Annotated in this window: 22 protein-coding genes; 8 read left to right on the top strand and 14 right to left on the bottom strand. The window is 65.0% G+C overall.

Annotation, left to right across the window (positions count from 1 at the left end):
* Nucleotides 1–60 precede the first annotated feature (60 nt).
* Genes ACMGG8_RS21970 through ACMGG8_RS21960 form a run of 3 tightly spaced genes read left to right on the top strand, consistent with a single transcriptional unit; the run spans nucleotide 61 to nucleotide 2,882 of the window.
* The gene (locus ACMGG8_RS21970) at nucleotides 61–1,281 is read left to right on the top strand and encodes a putative DNA modification/repair radical SAM protein (protein ID WP_060838842.1); all 1,221 of its coding nucleotides are present in this window, start codon (nucleotides 61–63) and stop codon (nucleotides 1,279–1,281) included.
* Nucleotides 1,278–2,171, top strand: coding sequence for a TIGR03915 family putative DNA repair protein (locus ACMGG8_RS21965; RefSeq protein ID WP_414158406.1), 894 nt, complete (start codon nucleotides 1,278–1,280; stop codon nucleotides 2,169–2,171). Before ACMGG8_RS21970 ends, ACMGG8_RS21965 begins: the two co-directional genes overlap by 4 nt.
* Before the next feature lie 12 nt (nucleotides 2,172–2,183).
* Nucleotides 2,184–2,882, top strand: a complete 699-nt coding sequence (locus ACMGG8_RS21960; RefSeq protein ID WP_414158405.1) for a hypothetical protein — start codon at nucleotides 2,184–2,186, stop codon at nucleotides 2,880–2,882.
* A gap of 99 nt (nucleotides 2,883–2,981) precedes the next feature.
* On the opposite strand, the gene ACMGG8_RS21955 is transcribed toward ACMGG8_RS21960, so the two are convergent.
* The 5 genes from ACMGG8_RS21955 to ACMGG8_RS21935 all read right to left on the bottom strand — a co-directional run bounded on the left by ACMGG8_RS21955 (nucleotide 2,982) and on the right by ACMGG8_RS21935 (nucleotide 9,295).
* Nucleotides 2,982–4,001, bottom strand: coding sequence for a branched-chain amino acid aminotransferase (locus ACMGG8_RS21955; RefSeq protein WP_015635266.1), 1,020 nt, complete (start codon nucleotides 3,999–4,001; stop codon nucleotides 2,982–2,984).
* A 287-nt stretch (nucleotides 4,002–4,288) separates the two neighbouring features.
* Entirely contained in the window at nucleotides 4,289–5,680 is a 1,392-nt protein-coding gene (gene lpdA / locus ACMGG8_RS21950) for a dihydrolipoyl dehydrogenase (protein WP_060838845.1), read from the bottom strand.
* Between the two features lie 17 nt (nucleotides 5,681–5,697).
* On the bottom strand, nucleotides 5,698–6,999 hold the full coding sequence (locus tag ACMGG8_RS21945; protein ID WP_060843307.1) for a dihydrolipoamide acetyltransferase family protein: 1,302 nt from the start codon (nucleotides 6,997–6,999) through the stop codon (nucleotides 5,698–5,700).
* Complete coding sequence (locus ACMGG8_RS21940) at nucleotides 7,000–8,058, bottom strand: alpha-ketoacid dehydrogenase subunit beta (protein ID WP_047303847.1); 1,059 nt, start codon at nucleotides 8,056–8,058, stop codon at nucleotides 7,000–7,002.
* Nucleotide 8,059: 1 nt separating this feature from the next.
* On the bottom strand, nucleotides 8,060–9,295 hold the full coding sequence (locus ACMGG8_RS21935) for a 3-methyl-2-oxobutanoate dehydrogenase (2-methylpropanoyl-transferring) subunit alpha (RefSeq protein ID WP_060838847.1): 1,236 nt from the start codon (nucleotides 9,293–9,295) through the stop codon (nucleotides 8,060–8,062).
* A gap of 196 nt (nucleotides 9,296–9,491) precedes the next feature.
* Here ACMGG8_RS21935 and bkdR point away from each other — a divergent pair, with 196 nt between their 5' ends.
* Complete coding sequence (bkdR, locus tag ACMGG8_RS21930; protein ID WP_060838848.1) at nucleotides 9,492–9,980, top strand: Bkd operon transcriptional regulator BkdR; 489 nt, start codon at nucleotides 9,492–9,494, stop codon at nucleotides 9,978–9,980.
* Nucleotides 9,981–9,983: 3 nt separating this feature from the next.
* Here the strand turns inward: bkdR and ACMGG8_RS21925 are convergent, their stop codons facing one another.
* Both ACMGG8_RS21925 and ACMGG8_RS21920 read right to left on the bottom strand, forming a co-directional pair.
* Nucleotides 9,984–11,192, bottom strand: coding sequence for an HD-GYP domain-containing protein (locus tag ACMGG8_RS21925; RefSeq protein ID WP_414158404.1), 1,209 nt, complete (start codon nucleotides 11,190–11,192; stop codon nucleotides 9,984–9,986).
* A gap of 120 nt (nucleotides 11,193–11,312) precedes the next feature.
* Nucleotides 11,313–12,920, bottom strand: coding sequence for a methyl-accepting chemotaxis protein (locus tag ACMGG8_RS21920; RefSeq protein WP_414158403.1), 1,608 nt, complete (start codon nucleotides 12,918–12,920; stop codon nucleotides 11,313–11,315).
* A 297-nt stretch (nucleotides 12,921–13,217) separates the two neighbouring features.
* On the opposite strand from ACMGG8_RS21920, the gene ACMGG8_RS21915 reads away from it, so the two are divergent.
* A complete protein-coding gene (locus ACMGG8_RS21915; RefSeq protein WP_060843310.1) occupies nucleotides 13,218–14,702 on the top strand; it encodes a DASS family sodium-coupled anion symporter in 1,485 nt (494 codons plus the stop codon).
* Between the two features lie 6 nt (nucleotides 14,703–14,708).
* Here the strand turns inward: ACMGG8_RS21915 and dapF are convergent, their stop codons facing one another.
* Complete coding sequence (gene dapF / locus ACMGG8_RS21910; RefSeq protein ID WP_414159966.1) at nucleotides 14,709–15,503, bottom strand: diaminopimelate epimerase; 795 nt, start codon at nucleotides 15,501–15,503, stop codon at nucleotides 14,709–14,711.
* Between the two features lie 238 nt (nucleotides 15,504–15,741).
* On the opposite strand from dapF, the gene ACMGG8_RS21905 reads away from it, so the two are divergent.
* Complete coding sequence (locus ACMGG8_RS21905) at nucleotides 15,742–17,397, top strand: MFS transporter (protein WP_414158402.1); 1,656 nt, start codon at nucleotides 15,742–15,744, stop codon at nucleotides 17,395–17,397.
* Nucleotides 17,394–18,524, top strand: a complete 1,131-nt coding sequence (locus ACMGG8_RS21900) for an HlyD family secretion protein (protein WP_414158401.1) — start codon at nucleotides 17,394–17,396, stop codon at nucleotides 18,522–18,524. The genes ACMGG8_RS21905 and ACMGG8_RS21900 overlap by 4 nt, the downstream gene beginning before the upstream one ends.
* 186 nt (nucleotides 18,525–18,710) lie before the next feature.
* Here the strand turns inward: ACMGG8_RS21900 and copD are convergent, their stop codons facing one another.
* The 3 genes from copD to ACMGG8_RS21885 are packed head-to-tail and all read right to left on the bottom strand — an operon-like array spanning nucleotide 18,711 to nucleotide 20,424.
* The gene (gene copD / locus ACMGG8_RS21895) at nucleotides 18,711–19,586 is read right to left on the bottom strand and encodes a copper homeostasis membrane protein CopD (protein WP_414158400.1); all 876 of its coding nucleotides are present in this window, start codon (nucleotides 19,584–19,586) and stop codon (nucleotides 18,711–18,713) included.
* Between the two features lie 3 nt (nucleotides 19,587–19,589).
* A complete protein-coding gene (gene copC / locus ACMGG8_RS21890) occupies nucleotides 19,590–19,958 on the bottom strand; it encodes a copper homeostasis periplasmic binding protein CopC (RefSeq protein WP_414158399.1) in 369 nt (122 codons plus the stop codon).
* Between the two features lie 31 nt (nucleotides 19,959–19,989).
* Nucleotides 19,990–20,424 carry a GNAT family N-acetyltransferase gene (locus ACMGG8_RS21885; protein ID WP_129405554.1) on the bottom strand — a complete coding sequence of 145 codons (435 nt, stop codon included), beginning with the start codon at nucleotides 20,422–20,424 and terminating at the stop codon, nucleotides 19,990–19,992.
* A 264-nt stretch (nucleotides 20,425–20,688) separates the two neighbouring features.
* Here ACMGG8_RS21885 and ACMGG8_RS21880 point away from each other — a divergent pair, with 264 nt between their 5' ends.
* Nucleotides 20,689–21,309 carry a TetR/AcrR family transcriptional regulator gene (locus ACMGG8_RS21880; RefSeq protein ID WP_414158398.1) on the top strand — a complete coding sequence of 207 codons (621 nt, stop codon included), beginning with the start codon at nucleotides 20,689–20,691 and terminating at the stop codon, nucleotides 21,307–21,309.
* A 66-nt stretch (nucleotides 21,310–21,375) separates the two neighbouring features.
* Here ACMGG8_RS21880 and preA read toward each other — a convergent pair whose 3' ends face one another.
* The 3 genes from preA to hydA all read right to left on the bottom strand — a co-directional run bounded on the left by preA (nucleotide 21,376) and on the right by hydA (nucleotide 25,882).
* On the bottom strand, nucleotides 21,376–22,665 hold the full coding sequence (gene preA / locus ACMGG8_RS21875) for an NAD-dependent dihydropyrimidine dehydrogenase subunit PreA (RefSeq protein ID WP_060838858.1): 1,290 nt from the start codon (nucleotides 22,663–22,665) through the stop codon (nucleotides 21,376–21,378).
* Nucleotides 22,666–24,033: an NAD(P)-dependent oxidoreductase gene (locus ACMGG8_RS21870; RefSeq protein ID WP_414159965.1), complete on the bottom strand. Its 1,368-nt coding sequence runs from the start codon at nucleotides 24,031–24,033 to the stop codon at nucleotides 22,666–22,668. It abuts the gene before it with no gap.
* Nucleotides 24,034–24,442: 409 nt separating this feature from the next.
* Entirely contained in the window at nucleotides 24,443–25,882 is a 1,440-nt protein-coding gene (gene hydA / locus ACMGG8_RS21865; RefSeq protein ID WP_414158397.1) for a dihydropyrimidinase, read from the bottom strand.
* Nucleotides 25,883–25,896 lie beyond the last annotated feature (14 nt).

Genomic DNA, 25,896 nt, shown 5'->3' with positions numbered 1-25,896 from the left:
CCCTTGTGGGCCCGGGGTTGTACTCTGTACTGTATATAAAAACAGTATCAGGGCCTTGCCATGCAATTGATCGACAAGCTGAGCATCCTCGCCGACGCCGCCAAGTACGACGCTTCCTGCGCCAGCAGCGGCGCGCCCAAGCGCAGCTCGGAAGGCCGAAGCGGGTTGGGCTCGAGCAATGGCATGGGCATCTGCCACAGCTACACGCCGGACGGGCGTTGCGTCTCGCTGCTCAAGGTGCTGCTGACCAACTTCTGCCTGTATGACTGCCAGTACTGCGTCAACCGCCGCTCCAGCGATGTGCCCCGGGCACGCTTCAGCCCCGAGGAAGTGGTGCGCCTGACCCTGGATTTCTACCGGCGCAATTGCGTCAGCGGGCTGTTCCTCAGCTCCGGCATCATCCGCTCGGCGGACTACACCATGGAGCAACTGGTGCGGGTGGCCCGGCTGCTGCGCGAGGAGCACGAGTTTCGCGGCTATATCCACCTCAAGACCATCCCCGACGCCGACCCGCTGCTGATCGAGCAAGCCGGGCGCTATGCCGACCGCCTCAGTGTCAATGTCGAATTGCCCACCGACCAGGGCCTCAAGGCCCTGGCCCCGGAAAAACACCTGGGCTCGATCAAGCAGGCCATGGGCACCATCTATACCGGCGAGCAGACCGTGCTCAACGAACCCCGGGCGCCGCGTTTCGCCCCAGCGGGGCAGAGCACCCAGATGATCGTCGGTGCCGACGACACCGATGACAGCACCATCCTCCACAGCGCCGAGTCGCTGTACGGCAACTTCCGCCTGCGCCGGGTCTATTACTCGGCGTTCAGCCCGATTCCCGACAGCCCGAAAAGCGTGCCCCTGGCCGCGCCGCCGCTGATGCGCGAGCACCGCCTGTACCAGGCCGACTTCCTGCTGCGCGGCTATGGCTTCAGCGCCAACGAACTCTTCAAGGGACCGGGGCACCTGGCCCTGGATATCGACCCCAAGCTGGCCTGGGCCCTGGACAACCGCAGCCTGTTTCCCCTGGACCTGAACCGCGCCGAACCGGCGCTGATCTCGCGTATTCCGGGGATCGGCCTGCGCACCACCCAGCGCCTGGTGGAACTGCGCCGCGAGCGGCGCATCCGCTTCGAGGACCTGGCGCGCATGCGCTGCGTGCTGAGCAAGGCCAAGCCGTTCTTCATCACCAGCGACTATCACCCGCAGCAGGCGGAAACCAGCAGCGCGCTGCTCTATCAGCAACTGCGGGATCGGCCGCAACCGCAGCAGATGGGGCTCTGGGGATGATCAGCCTGGATTGTGACGACCTGTTCGACACCTGGCGCCAGCAGGCACGCTGGCTGCTCAGCCACTCCATCGACCCGAGCCGGGTCAGCTGGGCCGGGACCCGGGAGGCCGACCTGTTCGCCAGCGACGAGAGCTGCCCCGAACAGCCCGGGCCCTTTCGCGCGCGCATTCCCCAGGCCCTGCTGGAGCTGTTGCAGCGAGCCGCCTGCTATCGCGGCGAGCAGCGCTGGAGCCTGCTCTACGAGGTGCTGTGGCGGGTCAGCCATGGCGACCGCACGGCCATGCTCAGCGGCGATCAACTGGGCAGCGAGTTGCAGCGGCGGATCAAGCAGGTGGACCGCGAGGCCCATCACCTGCATGCCTTCGTGCGATTTGTCCGGCTGCCCGAGGGGCGCTCGCGCCTGGCCGAGCAACCCGAATACGTGGCCTGGCACGAGCCGGCCCACGACATCCTGGCCCAGGCCAGCCGGCACTTCATCGGGCGCATGGGGCGCCACCGCTGGATGATTGCCACGCCCCGGGACGGGGTGTACTTCGATGGCGAGCAACTGCACCACCAGCGCCAGTGCCCCCGTGGCTGGCAGCAACTGGCCCAGGCCGGCGACGACCCCGGCAGCGAGCTGTGGCTGGCCTATTACAGCCACATCTTCAACCCGGCGCGGCTCAACCCCAAGGTCATGCAGGGGCATTTGCCAACCCGGTTCTGGAAGCACCTGCCGGAGGGACCGCTGATTCCGGCGCTGATCAGCGAAGCGCGCCACGGCAAGCAGCGCGACGGCCAGGCCAGCCAGGTGGCAGCGCGGCCAGGCAAGCGGATCGCTCAGGTGCGCAGTGATAGCGCTGGGCAGACGCCAGGGCCTTCCCTGACAATGCGCGGCTTTGAACAATGAGGCAGGCAGTCAATGGATGACGGCGTGGATGACGGCAAGGGCATTACCGAGGAGTTCTGGTCGAAGGCAGTGACTGACGACGCCAAGATGATGTGGCGGGTGGGCAGCCGCGGCGTGACCTTCCTGGCGGCGCTGCTGCTGCCCAAGACCGGGTTCAAGGTCGTGGACATCGCGGTTGGAGTGCTGACCATGCTGATCCCCTTGCTGGTGATCGAGACCCAGAGGGCCTATTCGAAGTTTTCCCCAGGGTTCCTGGCCTGGGTGGTTCGCATCAGTGTCTTTGCCAGTGGTGTGGCCATGGCCAGCCTGGGGTTGGTGATTTACGCCTGGGTAGTTGGGCCTGTGGTATCGGGGGTCGGCCTCGCCTTTTTTCAACAGGCAGTCAGTCTTGGCGGGCACGGGAACAAAGGGGTGGCGCTCTTTGTGTTCTGGTGTATCGCGATAGTCACTGCGATGGGGGTGATACACGCGGTGATCAAGCAGTTTCGCGAGCTGAAAATTTTCGAACTTGTTTATCACCTGCCACGCAATCGAATGGAGTGGCTCATGCAGGGCCGACCGCTGCGAGCAAGCAACTGGCCGATCTTCGTCTGGTTCGAACTCTGTGTGCTGATCACGAGTTTTCTCTACACCTTGATGGCGTCCCGGGCTGCACTGCTGGTGGTGGATGGAACGCAACAGGTGCTGATGTCGTTCGGTATCAGCCTCTGAGGGGGGAGCCCCGCCTTCGGCAGGCATCCTGCAGTCTCCAGGCATGAAAAAGCCCGCCCCTGGCAAGCAGGGGCGGGCTGGGGTGCAGCAGGGGGCGAATCAGACCTTGACGATCCAGCCCGCTGGCGCTTCAACGTCGCCGGTCTGCACGCCGGTCAGCTCTTTGTAGAGCTTCTGGGTGATCGGGCCGACGTCTTTTTCGCTGTAGAACACGTGCAGCTTGTCCTGGTACTGGATGCCGCCGATCGGCGTGATCACCGCGGCGGTGCCGCAGGCGCCGGCTTCCTTGAAGTCCGAGAGCTTGTCGATGAACACGTCGCCTTCGACCACTTCCAGGCCCAGGCGGGTCTTGGCCAGCTCGATCAGCGACAGGCGGGTGATACCCGGCAGCACCGATGGCGAGTTGGGGGTGACGAATTTGTCATCGTGAGTGATGCCGAAGAAGTTGGCCGAACCGACTTCCTCGATCTTGCTGTGGGTCAGCGGGTCGAGGTAGATGCAGTCGGCGAAGCTGGCTTTCTTGGCCTGGGAGCCGGGCATCAGGCTGGCGGCGTAGTTGCCACCGACCTTGGCCGCGCCGGTGCCTTGTGGGGCCGCGCGGTCGTAGCTGGAGATCAGGAAGTTGTGCGGAGTCAGGCCGCCCTTGAAGTAGGCGCCGACCGGGATGGCGAAGATCGAGAAGATGAACTCCGGCGCGGTGCGCACGCCGATGTTGTCGCCGACGCCGATCACGAACGGACGCAGGTACAGCGCGCCGCCGGTGCCGTACGGCGGAATGAAGCGCTCGTTGGCCTTGACCACGGCCTTGCAGGCTTCGATGAACTGTTCGGTGGACACCTGCGGCATCAGCAGGCGGGCGCAGCTGCGCTGCATGCGCGCGGCGTTCTGGTCGGGACGGAATAGGTTGATCGAGCCGTCCTTGCAGCGGTAGGCCTTGAGGCCTTCGAAGCATTGCTGACCGTAGTGCAGGGCGGTGGAGCCCTCGCTGATGTGCAGCACGTTGTCTTCGGTCAGGGTGCCCGCGTCCCACTCGCCGTTACGCCAGTGCGACAGATAGCGCTTGTCTGTCTTGATGTAGTCAAAACCCAGCTTGTCCCAATTGATGCTTTCGTTACCCATGACACCCTCTATCGCTTAACAACCGTCGGAACGGCTCAAGGCTTCTGACGTTTTTTTGGATGGGCACAACAATACTGCATTCCGGGGGCGCACCGCATCCCGGACGATGGGAGGGTGCGCAAAAAACTTGGCCTGCTCATGAAGCTTCCTCCATAACAGCCCCATACCCCCTGTAGGAGCGAGCTTGCTCGCGAAGGTCCCGGCGCGAACGCTTGGCTATCCCCGCCAGCTCTTTCGCGAGCAAGCTCGCTCCTACCTGGGCGCTGTCCTGTGTGCCCCTTGAATGGTTACAGGTGCAGGGCGTGGCCCAAGGCCCGCAGCGCCGCTTCCTGGACCGCTTCACCCAGGGTCGGGTGGGCGTGGATGGTGCCGCCGATGTCTTCCAGGCGCGCGCCCATTTCCAGGGATTGGCCAAACGCCGTGGACAATTCGGACACCCCGACCCCCACCGCCTGCCAGCCGACAATCAGGTGATTGTCACTTCGGGCCACCACCCGCACGAAACCGCTTTTGGCTTCCAGGGTCATGGCCCGGCCATTGGCCGCGAACGGGAAGCTGCTGACGATGCAATCCAGCCCGGCAGCGCGGGCCTCGTCCGGGGTCTTGCCCACCACCACCAGTTCCGGGTCGGTGAAGCACACCGCCGGGATCGCCGCCGGGTTGAACTCGCGGTGCTTGCCGGCGATCAGCTCGGCGACCATCTCGCCCTGGGCCATGGCCCGGTGCGCGAGCATGGGTTCGCCGCTGAGGTCACCGATGGCCCAGACGTTGCGCATGCTGGTCTGGCAGCGGTGGTCGATCTTGATCGCCGCGCCGTTCATGTCCAGGTTCAGGCTTTCCAGGTTCCAGCCCTGGGTGTTGGGTTTGCGACCCACCGCCACCAGCACCTGGTCGGTGGCCAGGTTCAGGGTGTCGCCGTTGGGCTCGCGCACCTGCAGGCTGCTGCTGGCGGCATCGAAGCCCAGCACGCTGTGCTTGAGGTAGAGCTTGATGCCCAAGTGCTTCACCGATTCCAGCACCGGCTGGGTCAGTTCGGCGTCATAGGCCGGCAGGATGCGTTCCTGGGCCTCGACCACGCTGACCTCGACCCCGAGCTTGCGGTAGGCAATGCCCAGTTCCAGGCCGATGTAGCCGCCGCCGACCACGGTCAGGCGCTTGGGCAGGGTCTTGGGCGCCAGGGCCTCGGTGGAGGAGATGATCGGCCCGCCGATGGGCAGCATCGGCAGGTTGACGCTCTTCGAACCGGTGGCCAGCAACAGGTGCTCGCAGTGGATGCGAGTCTCGGCGCCTTCGATCTCCACGGTCTTGCCGTCGATGACCCTGGCCCAGCCGTGAATCACCTGGACCTTGTTTTTCTTCAGCAGCGCGGCGACCCCGGTGGTCAGGCGGTCGACGATGCCGTCCTTCCATTCCACACTCTTGCCGATGTTCAGGGTTGGCGCCGCCACTTCGATGCCCAGGGCCGAGCCCTGGCTGTGGTGGCGGGTCTGGTGGAACTGCTCGGCCACATGAATCAGCGCCTTGGACGGGATGCAGCCGATGTTCAGGCAGGTGCCGCCCAGGGCCTGGCCTTCCACCAGGATGGTGGAAATGCCCAGCTGGCCGGCACGGATCGCCGCCACGTAACCGCCAGGCCCGCCGCCGATGATCAGCAGTTGGGTGTTGAGAGTCTGTTGCATGCCTGCTCCTCTGAAAGTCAGTCCACAAACAGCGTGGCGGGTTGTTCGAGCAGGCCGCGAATGGCCTGGATGAATTGCGCAGCGTCCATGCCGTCGACCACCCGGTGATCGAAGGAGCTGGAAAGGTTCATCATCTTGCGGATCACGATCTGGCCCTTGATCACCATCGGCCGCTCGACGATGCGGTTGACCCCGACAATCGCCACTTCCGGCAGGTTCAGCACCGGGGTGCTGACAATCCCGCCCAGGGCGCCGAGGCTGGTGAGGGTGATGGTGGAGCCGGACAGTTCATCCCGGGCCGCCTTGCCGCTGCGGGCCGCCTTGGCCAGGCGCGAGATTTCCTCGGCGTTGCCCCACAGGCTGCGGGCTTCGGCGTGACGTACCACCGGCACCATCAGGCCGACGTCGCTCTGGGTGGCGACCCCGACATGCACCGCGCCGTGGCGGGTGATGACCTGGGCTTCGTCGTCGTAGCGCGCGTTGATCTGCGGGAAGTCGCGCAGGGCGACGACCATGGCCCGCACCAGGAACGGCAGCAGGGTCAGCTTGCCGCGGCTGGCGCCGTGTTTTTCATTGAGGTGGATGCGCAGCTCTTCCAGGGCGGTGACGTCCACTTCCTCGACATAGCTGAAGTGCGCGGCGCGGTGCTTGGATTCCTGCATGCGCTGGGCGATCTTGCGGCGCATGCCAATCACCTGGATCTGCTCTTCGTCGTGGCGTTCGGCATAGCCGGCGCCCGGGGCCGAATAGCCCTTGAGCGGCTGGCTGTCCTGGGCCAGGTAGGCCTCCAGGTCTTCGTGCAGGATGCGCCCGGCCGGGCCGCTGCCTTGGACCAGGCGCAGCTGGATGCCCAGGTCCAGGGCGTGCTTGCGCACCGCTGGCGAGGCCAGGGGGCGTTCGTCGGCCTGGCGCGCCACCGGCGCCTGGGGCGCAGGGCGGCAGGCGGCTGTTTGGCTGACGACGGCTTGTTCCGCCTTGGGGGCTTCGGCCACTGGCGCGGCAGCTGGCTTATTAATAGCGGCCGGCGCTTGTTGCACCGGCGCGGCGGCCTGGGCGGATTCCTTGAGGTTGCCCGCGCCTTCGACTTCGATGCTGATGAGGATGCTGCCCACCGCCATCACTTCACCGGGTTCGCCCCCCAGGGAAATGACCGTGCCGTGCACCGGGGAGGGGATATCGACCATCGCCTTGTCGGTCATCACGTCCGCCAGGACCTGGTCTTCCACCACCTGGTCGCCGACTTTTACGTGCCATTGCGCCAGTTCCACTTCCGCGATGCCTTCGCCGATGTCCGGCATCTTGATAACGTGCGTGCCCATTCAGACCTCCATGACCCGTTGCAGCGCCGCGCCCACTCGGGACGGCCCTGGGAAATATGCCCACTCCTGCGCGTGGGGATACGGCGTATCCCAACCGGTGACGCGCTCGATCGGGGCTTCCAGGTGGTGGAAGCAGTGTTCCTGCACCAGCGACACCAGCTCGGCGCCGAAGCCGCAGGTACGGGTGGCTTCGTGCACCACCACGCAACGGCCGGTCTTCTTCACCGACTTGACGATGGTGTCCAGGTCCAGGGGCCACAGGCTGCGCAGGTCGATGACCTCGGCGTCAATGCCGGTTTCCTCGGCCGCCACTTGCGACACATAGACGGTGGTGCCGTAGGTGAGGACGGTGACGTCCTTGCCCGGACGGGCGATGGCCGCCACGTCCAGAGGTACCTTGTAGTAGCCGTCCGGCACCTGGGCCGCCGGGTGTTTCGACCACGGCGTTACCGGGCGGTCGTGGTGGCCATCGAACGGGCCGTTGTACAGGCGCTTGGGTTCGAGAAAGATCACCGGGTCATCGTTTTCGATGGAGGCGATCAGCAGGCCCTTGGCGTCGTAGGGGTTGGAGGGCATCACGGTGCGCAGGCCGCAGACCTGGGTGAACATCGCCTCGATGCTCTGGCTGTGGGTCTGGCCGCCATAGATGCCGCCGCCGCAAGGCATACGCAGGGTCATCGGCGCGGTGAACTGGCCGGCGGAGCGATAGCGCAGGCGCGCGGCTTCGGAAATGATCTGGTCCGAGGCGGGGTAGACGTAGTCGGCGAACTGGATTTCCGCCACCGGACGCAGGCCGTAGGCGCCCATGCCGATGGCCGCGCCGACGATGCCGCTTTCCGAGATCGGCGCGTCGAACACCCGCGAGGTGCCGTACTTGGCCTGCAGGCCCTCGGTGCAGCGGAACACGCCGCCGAAGTAGCCGACGTCCTGGCCGAACACCACCACGTTGTCGTCACGCTCGAGCATCACATCCATGGCCGAGCGCAGGGCCTGGATCATGGTCATGGTGGTGGTGGTCATGGCGGTTTCCAGCTGGATATTGTTGTTGTGATCGTTCATGTCAGACCCCCAGTTCCTGGCGTTGACGTTTCAGGTGCTCGGGCATGTCCTTGTAGACGTCCTCGAACATGGTCGCGGCGCTGGGGATCTGGCCGCCGGCCAGGGTGCCGTACTGCTCGGCTTCCTTCTGCGCGGCAATCACCTGGGCTTCGAGCTCGGCGCTGACCGCGGCGTGTTCCTCTTCGGACCACTGGCCGATCTTGATCAGGTGCTGCTTGAGGCGGGCAATCGGGTCGCCCAGGGGGAAGTGGCTCCAGTCGTCGGCCGGACGGTATTTCGACGGGTCGTCGGAGGTGGAGTGCGGGCCGGCGCGGTAGGTGACCCACTCGATCAGGGTCGGCCCGAGGTTGCGGCGGGCGCGTTCGGCGGCCCAGCGCGAGGCGGCGTAGACCGCGAGGAAGTCGTTGCCGTCGACCCGCAGGGAGGCGATGCCGCAGCCCACGCCGCGTCCGGCGAAGGTGGTGGCTTCACCGCCGGCAATCGCCTGGAAGGTGGAGATGGCCCACTGGTTGTTGACCACGTTGAGGATCACCGGCGCGCGGTACACGTGGGCGAAGGTCAGGGCGGTGTGGAAGTCCGACTCGGCGGTGGCGCCGTCGCCGATCCAGGCCGAGGCGATCTTGGTATCGCCCTTGATCGCCGAGGCCATGCCCCAGCCCACGCCCTGCACAAACTGGGTCGCCAGGTTGCCGGAGATGGTGAAAAAGCCGGATTCCTTCACCGAGTACATGATCGGCAGCTGGCGCCCCTTGAGCGGATCGCGCTCGTTGGACAGCAGTTGGCAGATCATCTCCACCAGCGGCACTTCCCGGGCCATCAGGATGCTCTGCTGGCGGTAGGTGGGGAAGCACATGTCGTCGATGTTCAGGGCCAGGGCCTGGGCGCTGCCAATGGCTTCCTCGCCCAGGCTCTGCATGTAGAAGGACATCTTCTTCTGCCGTTGGGCGACCACCATGCGGTTGTCGAAGATCCGCGTCTTGAGCATGGCGCGCATGCCCTTGCGCAGGATCTCCAGCGGCATGTCCGCGGCCCAGTCGCCCAGGGCGTTGCCCTGGTCGTCGAGCACGCGAATCAGGCCGCGGGCCAGGTCGGCGCATTCGGCAGGTTCGATATCGATAGGGGGTTTGCGGGCCAGGCCGGCATCGTTCAGACGCAGGTAGGTGAAGTCGGTCTTGCAGCCGGGACGGCCCGAGGGTTCGGGAACGTGCAGGCGTAGCGGTTCATACGCGGTGGTCATGGCTTTCTACGCTCGATCTTGTGGATTTCTTGTAATTGGGCGCGCTAGCTGACAGTCATTCTCTGGGTAAAAGAAATCTTGTCCTACAAACATCATAGGCCGGGCGAAGGAGAATATTTATCTCTGTTTCATTGCGCTTGAGATCATTTGCAGATAAAAAATCTGCATAAACATAAAAAAAAGGTTGTTTTATCTCATGCGTAAACTGGACCGTACCGACATCGGCATTCTCAACAGTCTTCAGGAGAATGCCCGCATCACCAACGCCGACCTGGCCCGTTCGGTGAATCTTTCGCCCACGCCGTGCTTCAACCGGGTCAAGGCCATGGAGGAGTTGGGACTGATCCGCGAGCAGGTGACCCTGCTGGATGCCGACCTCTTGGGGCTGCACGTCAACGTGTTCATTCACGTCAGCCTGGAGAAGCAGGTGGAGGAGGCCTTGCAGCACTTCGAAGAGGCCATTGCCGATCGTCCGGAAGTCATGGAGTGCTACCTGATGGCCGGCGACCCGGATTACCTGATCCGGGTGCTGGTGCCGACCATCCAGTCCCTGGAACGCTTCATGATGGACTTTCTGACCAAGGTGCCCGGGGTGGCCAACATCCGCTCCAGCTTCGCCCTCAAGCAGGTGCGCTACAAGACCGCGCTGCCGCTGCCGGCCAACGGCCTGACCCTGGGTACCTGAGGTTCAGGCCGGGAGCGGGTTCCAGAGCCGCTCCAGGTTCTTGAACTCCCAGTCTTGCGGGGCTTCGCGGGCCAGGATGCGCTCCTGGCCCTGGACCTTGGCCAGGTCGACCACGCTCTGCTCCAGGGGCAGGTTGGAGCGGGTGGAGAAGAACACCCGGACCTTGGGCGTGAGCAACGACTTGGGGTTCTGTTCGATCACCACCGCCAGGCGTCCGCTTTCCAGGCGCACCAGGGCGCCCACCGGATAGATGCCCACGCTCTTGACGAAGGCCTGGAACACCCGCTGGTCGAAGTGGCCTTTCCAGGTGGACATGCGCTGGATCGCCTCGGCCGGGTCCCAGCCTCGGTTGTAGGGGCGATTGGAGGTCACCGCGTCGTACACATCGCACACCGCGCCCATCTGCGCGAACAGGCTGATCTGGTTGCCCGCCAGCCGGTGCGGATAGCCGGAACCGTCGGCTTTCTCGTGGTGATGCAGGCACACATCGAGCACCAGCGCATCCACGTCAGGACTTTGCCGCAGGATCGCGCCACCGGCTTCGGGGTGCAGCTTGACCTGTTCGAATTCGCTGTCCGAGAGTTTTTGCGGCTTGTTGAGGATGCTGTCGGGGATGGTCAGCTTGCCCACGTCATGCAGCAGCCCGGCAATCCCCGCCAGGCGGATGTAGTCCTCCGACAGGCCCAGCTGGCGGGCGGTGGCCAGCATCAGCGCGCACACCGCCACTGAATGCATGTAGGTGTAGTCATCGGCGCTCTTCAGGCGCGCCAGGCTGATCAGCGCATCGGGATGGCGCAGCAGCGACTCGCCCAACTGCACCACCAGTTCCTCGGCTTGCTGCATCTCCAGGGCCTGGCCCATGCGCACTTCCTGGAACATCGCCATCACCGCCTTGCGCGATTCGGCGCAGAGCTTGATCGCGCGTTGGACTTCCTCGTCCATGCTGACCCGGGGTGTGCTCGTGCTGGCCGGTTGTAGCGGTGGCAGTGGCGGGGCGCCTGGCGCTGGCGTCGAACTGGCTTCGGGCAGGTCGCGACCCTTGGCGGTGTCGATCCACAGGCTGCTCAGGTTGGAGCGTTGCAGGCGTTGCAGGTCGTCACGGCTGTCGAGGACGAAGCCGGCTTTCCAGAACGAGTGGTCCAGCCAGGAACCACAGAATTGATGGATGTACATGCCCATTTGCAGCTGGTGGATGGAGATTTGTTTCAGCATGACCAGCACTCCATTTCAGGGCTCCGGCTGGTCGCCGCTGAAAGGTTCCTGCCGAACCGATCAGCGGCGAAGCACGCCAGCGCTTGTTCTACCTGACTTCTATACGGGCTTGGGCCCGTCTCACAGGGAGAAGCGTGCCACCAGCTTGTTCAGACCCATCGCCAGGTTCGACAGTTCACTGCTGGCGATGGAGGTCTGGCTGGCGGCGGACGAGCTCTGCACCGACAGGTCGCGGATGCTCATCAGGTTCTGATCCACCGAGCGCGCCACCTGGGCCTGTTCCTCCGAGGCGGTGGCGATCATCAGGTTGCGTTCGTTGATGTGGCTGATGGCCTGGGTGACGTGGCCGATGGCCGAACCGGCTTCATGGGCGATGGCCAGGGTCTGGCTGGCGTCCTCGCTGCTCTGTTGCATGGACAGCATGGCTTTGTTCGAACCGCTCTGGATGCCCTGGATCATCTGCTCGATTTCCTGGGTCGAAAGCTGGGTGCGGTGGGCCAGGGCGCGCACTTCATCGGCCACCACGGCAAAGCCGCGGCCTTGCTCGCCGGCCCGGGCGGCCTCGATGGCGGCGTTCAGGGCCAGCAGGTTGGTCTGCTCGGCAATGGCGCGGATCACGTCCAGGACCTTGGTGATGTCCTGGGCCTGTTGCGCCAGGCCGGCCATTTCCACCCGAGTGTTTTCCACGGTACCGGTGAGCTTCTCGATGGAGTGGATGGTCTGCTCGACCCGCTCCTTGCCCAGCCCGGCGGAGCGCTCGGATTCCTGGGTCGATTGCGAAGCGGACACCGCGTTGCGCGCCACTTCCTCGACGGCGGCGGTCATTTCGTTGACTGCCGTGGCGGCCTGTTCGGTTTCCATGCTCTGTTGCTGGATGCCGGCGTTGGACTCGCGGGTGATGGCGCTCATTTCCTCGGCGGCCGAGGCCAGTTGGGTGGAGGAATCGGCAATGTGGCGGATGGTCGACTTCAGGCTGTCGAGCATGGCGCGGGTGGCGGTCTGCAGCTCGGTGAGTTCGTCCTGGCCGCTGACTTCCACCTGGGTGCGCAGATCGCCCTCGGCGATTTTCCGCGTGGTCGCCAGCAGGGTCTGCACCGGCAGGATGATGCTGCGGGTGAAGAGCAGGGCGATCAGGGCGGTGAGCACGATGGCCAGGACAATGATCACGCTGGTCACGGTCAGCCCGGTGCTGAACTGGGCTCCGGCGTCGGTGCCTGATTGGGCGGCGCCACGTTCGTTGAGCTTGATCAGCTCATCGATGCTGGTCTGCAGGGTGTTGGCCAGGGGCACCGTGACCTGGTTGGCATAGTTGACCGCTTCCTCCGAAGTGCTGGTCTTGCTGCTCTCCATCAGCACCGCGAACTTGTCCAGATAGGCCTGGGCGCCGCTGCGCACGCGCTCGTAGATGTCTTGTTCCTGAGGGCTGGAAACCAGCACGGCATAGTCCTTGATGGCCTGGTTCAGGTTGTCCTTGAGGGCATCGAGACGTGCCCGCGAAGCGGTTTTCTCGCCGTTGTTCTCGGTGATGAAATGCAGCGTTTCCAGACGCAGGCGCAGGGTGCTGGATTCGATCAGCGTGGCTTGTCGCACGCTGGGCAGCCAGTTGGTTTGCAGGTCGATCGCGGCATCATGGATCTGTCCCATCTTCCACAGGGACAACCCTCCCAGGCCTACCAGTAAAACGCAGATCGAGCCGAAGCTGAGCAGCGCTCGCAAGGTCAGTTTCATGTTTCTTGTCACCATAAGGCACCTGCTTTTTTGGAGTGATACGACTGATACTTCGACTCCCTGTCGCCCTGATGCCAATCTGATCTCATTGAAGTGAAAAATCTGTAGAAATGTAAAAGAGTGCTTCTTTTTTTTGGATTTCTCAGGCATTCGATCAGTGCGGGCGAGGTGCTTGTGCAGGCGTCTTTGCGGCAGTCTAGAGGGCTTGCGGGCCGCCCGACTTGACCTCTATCAAGGCCGTTTGCCGCAGAAACCGGCATGCTGCACAGGCCCAACCGGAGAAGGAATACCCCGCACATGAACTCCCCTGTCAGTCAAACCTCCGAGGCTCGGGCGCGCTTGCCCGTCGGGCTGTTGATCGGCGTACTGGCGCTGGTCGCCGTGCTGCTGTTGCCGTTGCCCGCCGACCTGCCGGTGGCCGGCCAGCGGATGCTGGCGATCCTGGCATTTGCCGTGGTGGTGTGGATCAGCGAAGCGGTGTCCTACGAGGCCAGCGCCATCATGATCACCGCGCTGATGGCCTTCCTGATCGGCACCGCCCCGACCCTGCAGGACCCGACCCAGCTCTATGGCAGCTCGGCGGCCATCAGCCTGGCCCTCACCGGGTTTTCCAATTCGGCCCTGGCCCTGGTGGCCGGTGCCTTGTTCATCGCCGCCGCCATGACCCACACCGGCCTCGACCGGCGCATCGCCCTGGTGACCCTGACCCGGGTCGGCACCAGCACCCGACGCATCCTCCTCGGCGCCATCGCCGTGACCATCCTCCTCAGCCTGCTGGTGCCCAGCGCCACGGCGCGCAGTGCCTGTGTGGTGCCGATCATGATGGGGGTGATTGCCGCCTTCGGCGTCGACAAGCGCTCCAATATCGCCGCCGGGCTGATGATCGTCGTGGCCCAGGGCACCAGCATCTGGAACGTCGGGATCCAGACCGCCGCGGCGCAGAACCTGCTGACCGTGGGCTTCATGGACAAGATGCTCGGCCAGCGCGTGGCCTGGCTCGACTGGCTGATCGCCGGCGCGCCCTGGGCGCTGATCATGTCCCTGGTGCTGCTGTGGCTGGTGCTCAAACTGCTGCCGCCGGAAACCGACAGCATCCCCGGCGGCAAGGAAGCGGTGGCCCAGTCCCTGGTGGACATCGGGCCCATGACCGGGCCGCAGAAGCGCCTGCTGGCGGTGTCCCTGCTGCTGCTCCTGGCCTGGTCCACCGAAGGCAAGCTGCACCCCTTCGACACCACGACCACCACCTACGCCGGGCTGGTGATCCTGCTGTTGCCGCGAGTCGGCATCATGACCTGGAAGGACGTGCAGTCGCGCATTCCCTGGGGCACGGTGATTGTCTTCGGGGTCGGCATCAGCCTGGGGTCGGCGTTGCTCAGTACCCAGGCCGGGCAATGGCTGGGCGGGCAGGTGGTGGCCCATACCGGGCTGGACCAGGTCGGGCCGTTGGCGGTGTTCGCGATTCTCGCGGCGTTCCTGATCCTCATTCACCTGGGGTTCGCCAGTGCCACGGCACTGACTTCGGCGCTGCTGCCGATTCTGATCGCCGTGCTGCAGACCCTGCCGGGCGAGTTCAGCCGCCTGGGCATGACCATGCTCCTGGGCTTTGTCGTCAGCTACGGCTTCATCCTGCCGATCAACGCGCCGCAGAACATGGTCTGCCTGGGTACCGAGACCTTCAATGCCCGGCAGTTCGCCAAGGTCGGGCTGCTGGTGACGCTGATCGGCTACCTGCTGATGCTGGTGTTCGCCCTGACCTGGTGGAAATGGCTGGGCTGGATGTAGAGCCCTTCACAGTGACCCGCTGAACACCCGGGTCACACTGCCGGCCAGGCGCACCTTGCCCTGGCCGTCCCAGCTCACCGTCACCGGCCCACCGTCGCACAGTACCCGCACCGGGCTGTCCAGCAAGCCACGGCGGATGCCATTGACCGCCGCGGCGCAGGAGCAGGAGCCGGAGCCCAGGGGAATGGCACCGTTGCGCTCCCAGATGCGCAAGCGGATGGTGTGCCGGTCGATCACCTGGATGAAGTGCACATTGGTCTTGTGTGGGAACAGCGGATCGTTCTCGATCCTTGGACCCAGCGTGGCCAGGTCCAACGGTTGCAGATCCTCGACGAAAAAACTGCAATGGGGGTTGCCCATGCTGCACGCCGCCGGCGTTCCCGGCAGCGGCAGGTGCAGGCTGTCCAGCTCCTGAGCCAGGGGGATGGCCTGCCAGTCGAATGAGGGCAGGCCCATCTCCACGGACACCGACTGATCCTCAAGGCGCAGGCAGTGTTGCAGGCCGCGGGCGGTTTTCACCTGTACCGAGGTGGCCCCGCTTTCCTCCATCAGCAGGTCGGCGGCGCCGCGAGTCGCGCTGCCGCAGGTAGCCAGGCTGGAACCATCGGCATTGAAGAAGGTCAGTTGCGCCGCGCTCTCCTGGCAATCGCCCAGCACCACCAACTGATTGAAACCGATGCCGCGCTGACGATCCCCCAGGGCCCGGGCCCGTTCGGCGCTGATCGGGTTGTCGCGGCCACGGGCATCGATCAGCACGAAGTCGTCGCCATTGGCGTGCATCTTGAGAAAGTTCAGCGGCATGTTGAGAAGGTTCAGCGGCATGCGGGCTCCGGTGGGCGAGGGCAGGCGGCGCCAGGTTGGAGCGGCGCCGGCGAGTGCAGGATTGCGAAAAAAGACCACCGGCGCCAGCGCCATAAAATAAAATTCATCCGGCGGGCAGCGCTGCTGCCTGGATCGCGGGATTTTCCGGCACACTGCCGGACCACCGGGAACATCGTCCGGCGCTGCAACAGCGCTCGGCACAGCACAAGGTCACGGCATGGATCACTACGCCCCGCGCAACTGGCAGCCCCACGAAAAGCCCAGCCTGCCCGGCTCGCCCTCGACACCGCTGCACCCCCGCCACAAGCGCCTGGCCTACGCCCTGGTGGGTTTGCTGGTGGCGATTACCGGCGGCCTGGGCAACTCGCTGGTGATCGCCAACCTGCCGTACCTGCAAGGGGCGCTGGGGGCGACCACCGCGGAAATGGCCTGGCTGCCGGCCGCCTACGTGATGACCAACGTGTCGATGAACCTGCTGCTGGTGAAGTTTCGCCAGCAGTTCGGCCTGCGTGCCTTCACCGAAGTGTTCCTGGTGCTCTACGCCCTGGTGACCTTCGGCCACCTGTTCGTCAACGACCTGAGTTCGGCCATCGCCGTGCGCGCGGCCCACGGCATGGTCGGCGCGGCGCTCAGTTCCCTGGGCCTGTACTACATGGTCCAGGCCTTTCCGGCGAAATGGCGGCTCAAGGCCCTGGTGCTGGGGCTCGGCACTTCGCAGCTGGCCTTGCCCCTGGCCCGGCTGTTTTCCGAGGACCTGCTGCAAATCGCCGAATGGCGCGGCCTGTACCTGTTCGAACTGGGCCTGGCGCTGACCTCCCTGGGCTGCGTGTTCCTGCTCAAGCTGCCGCCGGGGGACCGTTTTCGCACCTTTGAGAAACTCGACTTCCTGACCTTTGCCTTGCTCGCCACAGGCGTTGCCCTGCTGTGCGCGGTGCTATCGCTGGGGCGCATCGACTGGTGGCTGGAGGCACCCTGGATCGGCTACGCCAGTGCCGGCTCCATCGTGCTGATCCTGGCCGGGCTGTGCATCGAACATAACCGCAGCAACCCGATGCTGATGACCCGCTGGCTGGGCAGCGGGGCGATGATCCGCCTGGGGCTGGCGGTGATCCTGATTCGCATGGTGCTGTCCGAGCAGTCCACCGGCGCCGTGGGGTTTCTCCAGGCGCTGAACATGAGCAGCGAGCAGATGCGCCTGCTCTACGGGGTGATGCTGCTGGGCAGCGTCGCCGGGCTGGCCACCAGCGCCCTGACCATCAACCCGGCGCACCTGCTGATGCCGCTGGTGATTTCCCTGGCGCTGATGGCCGTGGGCTCGGTGATGGACAGCTTCTCCAGCAACCTCACGCGCCCGGCCAACATGTACCTGAGCCAGTTCCTGCTGGCCTTCGGCGGCACCTTCTTTCTCGGCCCGACCATGGTCCTGGGCACCCGCAACGTGCTGACCAATCCGCGCAACCTGGTGAGTTTCTCGGTGCTGTTCGGCATCTGCCAGAACCTCGGCGGGCTGATCGGCTCGGCCTTGCTCGGGACCTTCCAGATCGTGCGCGAGAAGTACCATTCCAGCCATATCGTCGAGCAGTTGACCCTGCTCGATCCCCAGGTCCTGGCCCGGGTGCAGAGCGGCGGCGTGGCCTACGGCAAGGTCATCGCCGACCCGGACCTGAGCACCCTGCAAGGCATTCGCAGCCTGGCCAGCGCCGCTACCCGCGAGGCCAACGTGCTGGCCTATAACGATGTATTCATGCTGATCGCGGTGATTGCCGTGCTGACCATGCTCTGGATCTTCATCCGCAGCCTGTGGCTGATGAGCACGACCCGAGCGGTCGCGCCCACGGCTCCCGTTCAACAAAGTGGTGCCCCAAGTTCATGAGCGAAACCGTCAACCCCACCACCAACGCCATCGCCTCGACTCCGGAGTCCGGCGGCCCGCCGAGCATGCCCACCACCGAGCCGCGCCCGCTGGCGGTGCGCGTCCTCTCGTCCCTGGGCTTTGCCGCCATTGCCATCGTCGGCGTGCTGATCGTGCTCTACGCCTGGCAGCTGCCGCCGTTCTCCAGCGCCATCGAAAGCACCGAGAACGCCCTGGTGCGGGGGCAGGTGACCATCATCGGCCCGCAGCTCGGCGGTTATGTGTTCGAAGTGCCGGTGCAGGACTTCCAGCAGGTCAAGGCCGGCGACCTGCTGGTGCGTCTCGACGACCGCATCTACCGCCAGCGCCTGGACCAGTCCCTGGCGCAACTGGCGGTGCAGAAGGCCGCCCTGGCCAACGCCCTGCAGCAGCGCAACAGCGCCGAAGCCACGATCAAGCTGCGCCAGGCCGCCCTGGTCGACAGCCAGGCCCAGGCGCGCAAGAGCACGGCCGACCTGCAACGCAACCAGGCGCTGATCGCCGACGGTTCGGTGTCCCAGCGTGAGCTGGACGTGACCCGCGCCGCCCATGCCCAGACCCAGGCCGCGGTGGCCCAGGCCCAGGCGCAACTGGACATCGCCCGCCAGGACCTGCAGAGCGTGGTCGTCAACCGCGGCTCCCTGGAAGCGGCGGTGGCCAGCGCCGAGGCCGCGGTGGAACTGGCGCGCATCGACCTGTCCAACACCCGCATCCTCGCCCCGCGGGATGGCCAGCTGGGGCAGATCGGCGTGCGCCTGGGGGCCTACGTCAACTCCGGCGCGCAACTGATGGCCCTGGTGCCGAACCAGTTGTGGGTGATTGCCAACATGAAGGAAACCCAGATGGACAACGTCCGGGTCGGGCAGCCGGTGAGCTTCACCGTGGACGCCCTGAACCACCGCAGATTCACCGGCAAGGTGCAGCGGATTTCCCCGGCCACCGGTTCCGAATTCGCCTTGCTGCAGGCCGACAACGCCACCGGCAACTTCGTCAAGATTGCCCAGCGCGTCCCGGTGCGCATCAGCGTCGACCCGGATCAGCCGGAGTTGGAGCGGTTGCGGCCGGGGTTATCGGTGGTGGTCAGCATCGACACCTCCGTCACGCCTTGACCCCTCTTGCCGCGGATCCTCTGTAGCCGCTGCCGCAGGCTGCGACCGGCTGCGCAGCAGGCGCCAAGGATGGCGCTCCACCGCAATGCTCCAGACCAGGAGGGGGAGGCCTTGAGATCGCTGAAGGTCCTGCGGACCTTTTCGCAGCCTGCGGCAGCGGCTACAGGGGGCGCGGTGCGCGGGAGGTCATGTCGCCTGCATCGGCGGCAAGGTGCCCAGTAACGAGACGGCGGCCACCGCCGCCACGCCCAGCAACCACTCCACCAGCACGCTGCTGCGCAAGGTCCCCAGGCGCTGGTCGCAACCTTGAGTCCTCAAGCGGTTGAACAGCGCCAGCCCGAGCATGCCGGCCACCAGCAGCACCTTGATCAGCAGGATCAGGGCAAAGCCGCTGAACAATGGCGTCGGCCACCACTGTCCGGTGAGCACCCGCACATTGATCAGGCCGGTTAGCAGCAAGCCGCTGACCAGGCCATAACCCACGCCGCTGAAGCGCTTCAACAAGGGCTCGACAGACAGCCCCGCGGGTTGCCGCAACACCAGCAACAACACCAGCAAGCCCCCCAACCAGATGGCGACACAGCTTAAATGCACGATCTGATTGAGAATCAGCATCTGCCCCCGCAGCCCATCGAGCATAGCGCCGTGACCCACCGGAGCCAGGGTGGCCAGGAGCAGGGCGCCGAGCCCCAGTTGCAGCGGCAGGCGCCGGCCCAGCGGGCTCAGCAGCAACCCCAGCAACAACAAATTGAGCAGCAGATGCCAGGTCCAGACCTGACCGAAGAAGGTCTTGCCCAGCACCAATTGCACGGTCGTCGGGTCCAGCGCCGCCGACCAGGAGCCGGCCATGCTGGCGGTGATCAGCAACAGCCAGCACAGGCCGCTGCAAAGGCCGATCAGCGTCAGCCAGCGGCTGAGCCGATCGAGCTGTCGATGCACGGCGCCATGGCCGTTCTGTGCTGAATCACGGCCCAGCAACAGCGGGCGAAACACCCAGGCACCCACCAGGATCAGCACCACCGCAAAGTGCACTAAGCGGCACAGCACCAGCCATGACGCCACGGCTTACGGGCTCACCTTGAAGCTGTAGCTGCCTTCGCTCTTGTGGGTGTCCACCGACACCGCGTGCCATTGCACCTGGTACTTGCCGGCACGCAGCGGCGTGGCGGCCGGGGTGACGATCAGGGTCTTCTTGTCCGCGCCTTCGGTGGCCAGGCTTTTCACTTCGAGGGGCGCACCGTCCTTGCTGATCGTCACTTGAGTGAAGGCCGCTTCCACGCCTTCGCTGAACATCAGGCGCAGTTCGTTGGGCGCAACCACGCTGCTGTCGGCCGCCGGGTTCGAGCTTTTCAGATGGGCGTGGGCGAATACCGAGGAGGCCCCCAGCAGCGAGGCGAGCAGGGCGGTGGTGGTGAACAGGTTTTTCAGGGACATAACAGGGTTACCTTGAAGAAAGGGCAGCCGCTCAACGAGCTTGCAGCTGCATATGGATGATCGGAAACGGCCGGCCTTCGCCATCGGTTTCCGAGCGGCCGCAGTCGACGAAGCCGTAGTGACGATAGAAACCGTGGGCCTGTGGGTTCTGTTCATTGACGTCGACCTTGAGGCCGGGACGGCGAACGTGATCCAGAAGCGTTCGACCGATGCCCTGGCCGCGTTGGGCCGGTTCGATGAACAGCATCTGCACGGTGTTGTCGCTGGTGGCGATAAAGCCTGCGGGGCTGGCGTCGGGGTTTTCGAAGACCCAGGTCTCAAGGGCCGGCAGGTAGCTGTCGCGGACCAGCGGGTACAGGCGCTGGATGTCGTCTTCAGCAATGAAGTCATGGGTGGCGCGTACCGAACGCTCCCAGAGCGCGGTCAGCAGGGCGTCGTCCGCAGCGACGCGAGGGCGAATCGTCATGAGTGTGTTCCATCAGTAACAGGACAGATGGCCGGCGGTGGGGCAGGGCCGGCATTCGGGCAGAGACCTGTATGCCCGTGTCGCGAGTTAACGCCTGGACGGAGCACCGCAGTGGCTGCTGCAAATGAGCGGGAGGCCGATCCTACTCAATCCGGCCGGGCGGCGAAAGACCCATCGGCGGCGCGCAATGTCGCGGCCCTGACAGCCCCCGCAAGACCCGGGCGAATGCTAGTCTTGCCGCAGACTGTTTTCGTAGGAGCCCTCATGGGCAATCACAAGATCGAGATTCGTCGCAGCAACGTGGAAAAGATCCTCCTGGCGGCCGAGAAAATCTTCGCTGAAAAAGGCTATGCCGGGACCGCCATGGCCGACATCGCCGAAGAAGTGCAACTGCCGCGTTCCAACCTGCATTACTACTTCAGCACCAAGAACGAGCTGTACAGCGCCGTGCTCATGGACCTGCTGGACGTGTGGAAACAGGACGCCCTGTGCTTCGAGATGTTCGACGACCCGCGGGTGGTGCTCAGCAGCTACATCCGCGCCAAGATGCAGCACTCGCGCAGCCGGCCCCATGGCTCCAAGGTCTGGGCCAACGAAATCATCCATGGCGCGCCGACCCTGGGCGCGGCGCTGGATGCCAGCCTGTACGACTGGGCGAAGATGAAGGAAGCCAAGATCCGCCAATGGGTCGAGGCTGGACGAATCATGCCCGTGGAACCGTCGAGCCTGCTGTACATGATCTGGGCCTCGACCCAGCATTACGCCGACTTCGACCACCAGGTGATGATCCTCAACGACCACCAGCCGCTGTCGGACCTGCAATTCGAACGCGCGGTACAGACCGTCACCAGCGTCATCCTGCGCGGCATCGGCCTCGAACCATAGAAGCAGCTGCAAGCTGCAAGCAGAGGCAAGCTTCAAGCCAGGAGCTTGAAGCTTGCGACTTGCGGCTTAAAACTTGCCGCTTGCAGCTGCTTCTCCATAGGGATTGCGCGGGTCGTGCTGCCAGTCGAGGAAGGGTTTGCCGGTGTCCTGGGGCACCATTTCGATGCAGTCCTGCACCGGGCAGGTGATCTGGCACAGGTTGCAGCCCACGCATTCGTCGTCGATCACTTGATAGGTGTGGGTGCCGTCGGCCTGGCGGATGCTGGCAATTGCCTGGTGTGAGGTGTCTTCGCAGGCGATATGGCAACGGCCGCAACCGATGCACGCTTCCTGGTCAATTTTTGCGATCACCTGATAGTTGATGTCCAGGTACTTCCAGTCGGTGGTGTTGCCCACCGCGCGCCCGGAGAAGTCCTGCAGGCTGTGGTAGCCCTGGCTGTCCATCCACCGCGACAGGCCGTCCTTCATCTCGTCGACGATGCGAAAGCCATGCAGCATCGCCGCTGTACACACCTGCACCGCGCCGCAGCCCAGGGCCACGAACTCCGCCGCATCGCGCCAGCTGCCGATGCCGCCAATGCCGCAGATCGGCAGGCCGCGGGTCTGCGGGTCACGGGCAATCTCGGCCACCATGTTCAGGGCAATCGGCTTGACCGCCGAGCCGCAGTAGCCGCCGTGGGTGCTCTGGCTGCCCACCATCGGGTGGGCCACCATGCGCTCCAGGTCGACGCTGGTGATGGAGTTGATGGTGTTGATCAGCGACACCGCATCCGCTCCGCCGCGGTGGGCGGCGCGGGCGGCCATGCGGATGTCGGTGATGTTGGGCGTCAGCTTGACGATCACCGGCAGCGAGCAGTAGGTCTTGCACCAGCGGGTCACCTGTTCGACGTACTCCGGTACCTGGCCCACCGCCGCGCCCATGCCGCGTTCCGGCATGCCGTGGGGGCAGCCGAAGTTCAGCTCGATGCCGTCTGCGCCGGTGGCTTCCACCAGGGGCAGGATGGCTTTCCAGGATTCCTCGACGCAGGGCACCATCAGCGACACGATCAAGGCGCGATCCGGCCAGTCCTTCTTCACCTGGGTGATTTCCTTGAGGTTGATCTCCAGGGAGCGGTCGGTGATCAGCTCGATGTTGTTGATGCCCATGACCTCGCGGTTCGGTCCGAAATGCGCCGAATAGCGCGACGACACGTTGACCGCCGCCGGGTCCTCGCCCAGGGTTTTCCAGACCACGCCGCCCCAGCCGGCCTCGAAGGCGCGAACCACGTTGTAGGCCTTGTCGGTGGGCGGAGCGGAGGCCAGCCAGAACGGGTTGGGCGCCTTGATACCGGCAAAGACAATCGATAGATCGGCCATTTACGCAGCCTCCACAGTGAGCATGAGTTGGGCATGCATGGCTTCTGCGGCCAGCTTGCCGTGTTGTACCGCCTGCACCGTCAGGTCCTGGCCGAGGCTGACGCAATCGCCACCGGCGTAGACCCCGGGAATGCTGGTGCGCAGTTGTTCGTCCACCTGGATACGTTCCCCGCAACGCTGCAGTTCCCGCGCCAGAGGATCGGCCAGGGCGCCGTCGTCGAACGACTGGCCGATGGCCTTGAAGATCGCGTCGGCCGCCAGCTCGAAGGTTTCCCCGGTGTGTTGCAAACGTCCCTCCAGCATTCGGGTGCGGGCGAAGCGCATGCCGCGCACCCGGCCCTGATCATCCAGCAGCACCTGTTGCGGCGCGGCCCAGGTCAGCAGGCGCACCTGATTGGCCTTGGCGATCTCTTGCTCGTGCCCGGTGGCGCCCATGTCCTCGACGCCCCGGCGGTACACCAGGTTGACGTCCCGGGCGCCGAGGCGGGCCATCTGCACCGCCATGTCGATGGCGGTGTTGCCGGCGCCGAGGACGATGCAGCGGTCGGCCAGGGGCAGTTGGCTGAGGTCGTCGGCCTGGCGCAGCTCGCGGATGTAGTCGGTGGCGGCCAGCAGCCCGGGGGCGTCTTCATGCTCCAGCCCCAGCTGCTTGCTGGCGGCCAGCCCGAGGCCGAGGAACACCGCATCGAACTCCTGATGCAGTTGGGTCAGGCTCAGGTTGTCGCCGAGTTTGTGCCCGTGGCGGATCTCGATGCCGCCAATGCCCAGCAGGAACTCCAGCTCCTGCTGAGCGAAGTCGTCCACCAGCTTGTACTTGGCGATCCCGTATTCGTTGAGGCCACCGGCTTTTTCCCGGGCTTCGAACACCACCACCTCATGACCGTGCAGGGCGCAGCGGTGGGCGCAGGACAAGCCCGCCGGGCCGGCGCCGACCACGGCGATGCGCTTGCCGGTGGGCGCGGCGCGCTGGAACGGGTGCTCGGTGAAGTGCGCGTTGTCCAGGGCATAGCGCTGCAGCAGGCCGATCAGCACCGGCGCGCATTCCTGGGCGTTGTTGCGCACGCAGGCCTGCTGGCAGAGGATCTCGGTGGGGCAGACCCGGGCGCAACTGCCGCCGAGGATATTGGCCGAGAGAATCTTCTGCGCCGCGCCCTGGACGTTGTCGGTGTGGATATTGCGGATGAACGAAGGAATGTCGATCTCGCTGGGGCAGGCGTTGACGCAGGGCGCGTCGTAGCAATACAGGCAGCGCGAGGCTTCCAGGTGGGCCTGGCGGGCGTTGAGCGGTGGCGCCAGATCGCTGAAATGACCGGCGAGGGTGGCGCCGTCCAGGGTCGGGTGGGGCAAGTGGTTCAAGGTCTTGATCACGGTTTTGGCCTCACGGTTTTTCATCTGCCTCTGACGGGCATGGGTGTTCACGAAACTGCTAGCTGTCCTGCCGTCCTGCTGTCTTGTAGCCGCTGCCGAGCCTGCGAGGCTGCGAAAAGGCCCGCAGGGCCTTGCCTGGCGATCTCTTGCCAACCCTCTGCTGGCCTCAAGAACGCCGCGAGCGTGCCGCTCGTTCGCAGCCTGCGGCAGCGGCTACACGAAGCCCCGATCCCCGCAATCCCTGTAGCCGCTGCCGAGCCTGCGAGGCTGCGAAAAGGCCCGCAGGGCCTTGCCTGGCGATCTCTTGCCAACCCTCTGCTGGCCTCAAGAACGCCGCGAGCGTACCGCTCGTTCGCAGCCTGCGGCAGCGGCTACACAGAGCGTGGATTGGCATTGGGGCATTCCGGGGTCAGCGTTTGACGGCGGTCGGTTTGTGCCGCTCGGCACGCTTGCTCAACAGGTCGAACACCGCCGGGTAGGCCGGGCGTTCGATGTAGCGCCCGGCGCCGCGTTCGGCTCGCAGGTCGCCGTCGGCCCAGACCAGCTTGCCCTGGCTGATGGTGTGGCTGGGCACGCCGCGCACGGTCTTGCCTTCAAAGATGTTGAAGTCCACCTGCTGGTGGTGGGTCTTGGCGGAGATGGTGCGGCTGCCGTTGGGGTCCCAGAGCACCAGGTCGGCATCGGCGCCGACGCGGATCGCGCCCTTGCGCGGATAGAGGTTGAAGATCTTCGCGGTGTGGGTGGAGGTCAGGGCCACAAATTCCTGCATCGACAGGCGTCCGCTGTTGACCCCCTCATCCCAGAGCACGGCCATGCGGTCTTCGATGCCGGCGGTGCCGTTGGGGATCTTGCTGAAGTCGTCGCGGCCGGCGGCTTTCTGCTCGGCGCAGAAGCAGCAGTGGTCGGTGGCGGTGGTGTGCAGGTTGCCCGATTGCAGGCCGTGCCACAGCGCTTCCTGGTGGCCACGAGGGCGGAAGGGTGGGCTCATCACGTAACCGGCGGCGGTCTGCCAGTCCGGGTCGCGGTACACGCTGTCGTCCAGCAGCAGGTGGCCGGCCAGCACTTCACCGTAGACCGGTTGGCCCTTGCTGCGGGCGTAGGTGATTTCGTCCAGCGCCTCTTTGGTCGAGACGTGCACCAGGTACAGCGGCGTGCCCAGGGTCTCGGCAATACGGATCGCCCGGCTGGCGGCTTCACCTTCCACCTGCGAGGGCCGTGACAGCGGGTGGGCTTCCGGCCCGGTGATGCCCTGGGCCAGCAGCTTGCGCTGCAGGTGGTACACCAGCTCGCCGTTCTCCGCGTGCACCGTGGGCACCGCGCCCAGTTCCAGGCAGCGCTCGAAGCTGGCCACCAGGGTGTCGTCGGCGGCCATGATGGCGTTCTTGTAGGCCATGAAGTGCTTGAAGCTGTTGATGCCGTGATGCTGCACCAGCTCGGCCATTTCCTCGCGCACCTGTTCGCTCCACCAGGTGATGGCCACGTGGAAGCCATAGTCGCTGGCGGATTTCTCGGCCCAGCCGCGCCACTGGTGGAAGGCTTCCAGCAACGACTGCTGCGGGTTGGGAATCACGAAGTCGATGATCGAGGTGGTGCCCCCTGCAAGACCTGCCGCGGTGCCGCTGAAGAAGTCTTCGCTGGCCACGGTGCCCATGAAGGGCAGTTGCATGTGGGTATGGGGGTCGATGCCGCCGGGCATCAGGTATTGGCCGCTGCCGTCGAGTACTTCACAGCCGGCGGGAATATCCAGATTTTGGCCGATGGCGCGAATCACGCCGTCTGCGCAGAACACATCGGCCTTGTAACTTTCATCATGGGTAATAACGGTGGCGCCACGGATCAACAGAGACATTCCGAGTTCCTCGC

The organism is Pseudomonas sp. BNK-45, from assembly GCF_047456255.1.
GTDB lineage: Bacteria > Pseudomonadota > Gammaproteobacteria > Pseudomonadales > Pseudomonadaceae > Aquipseudomonas.
Note: the sequence above shows the minus strand (reverse complement) of the source record. Positions and strands in the feature narration are given on the sequence as shown.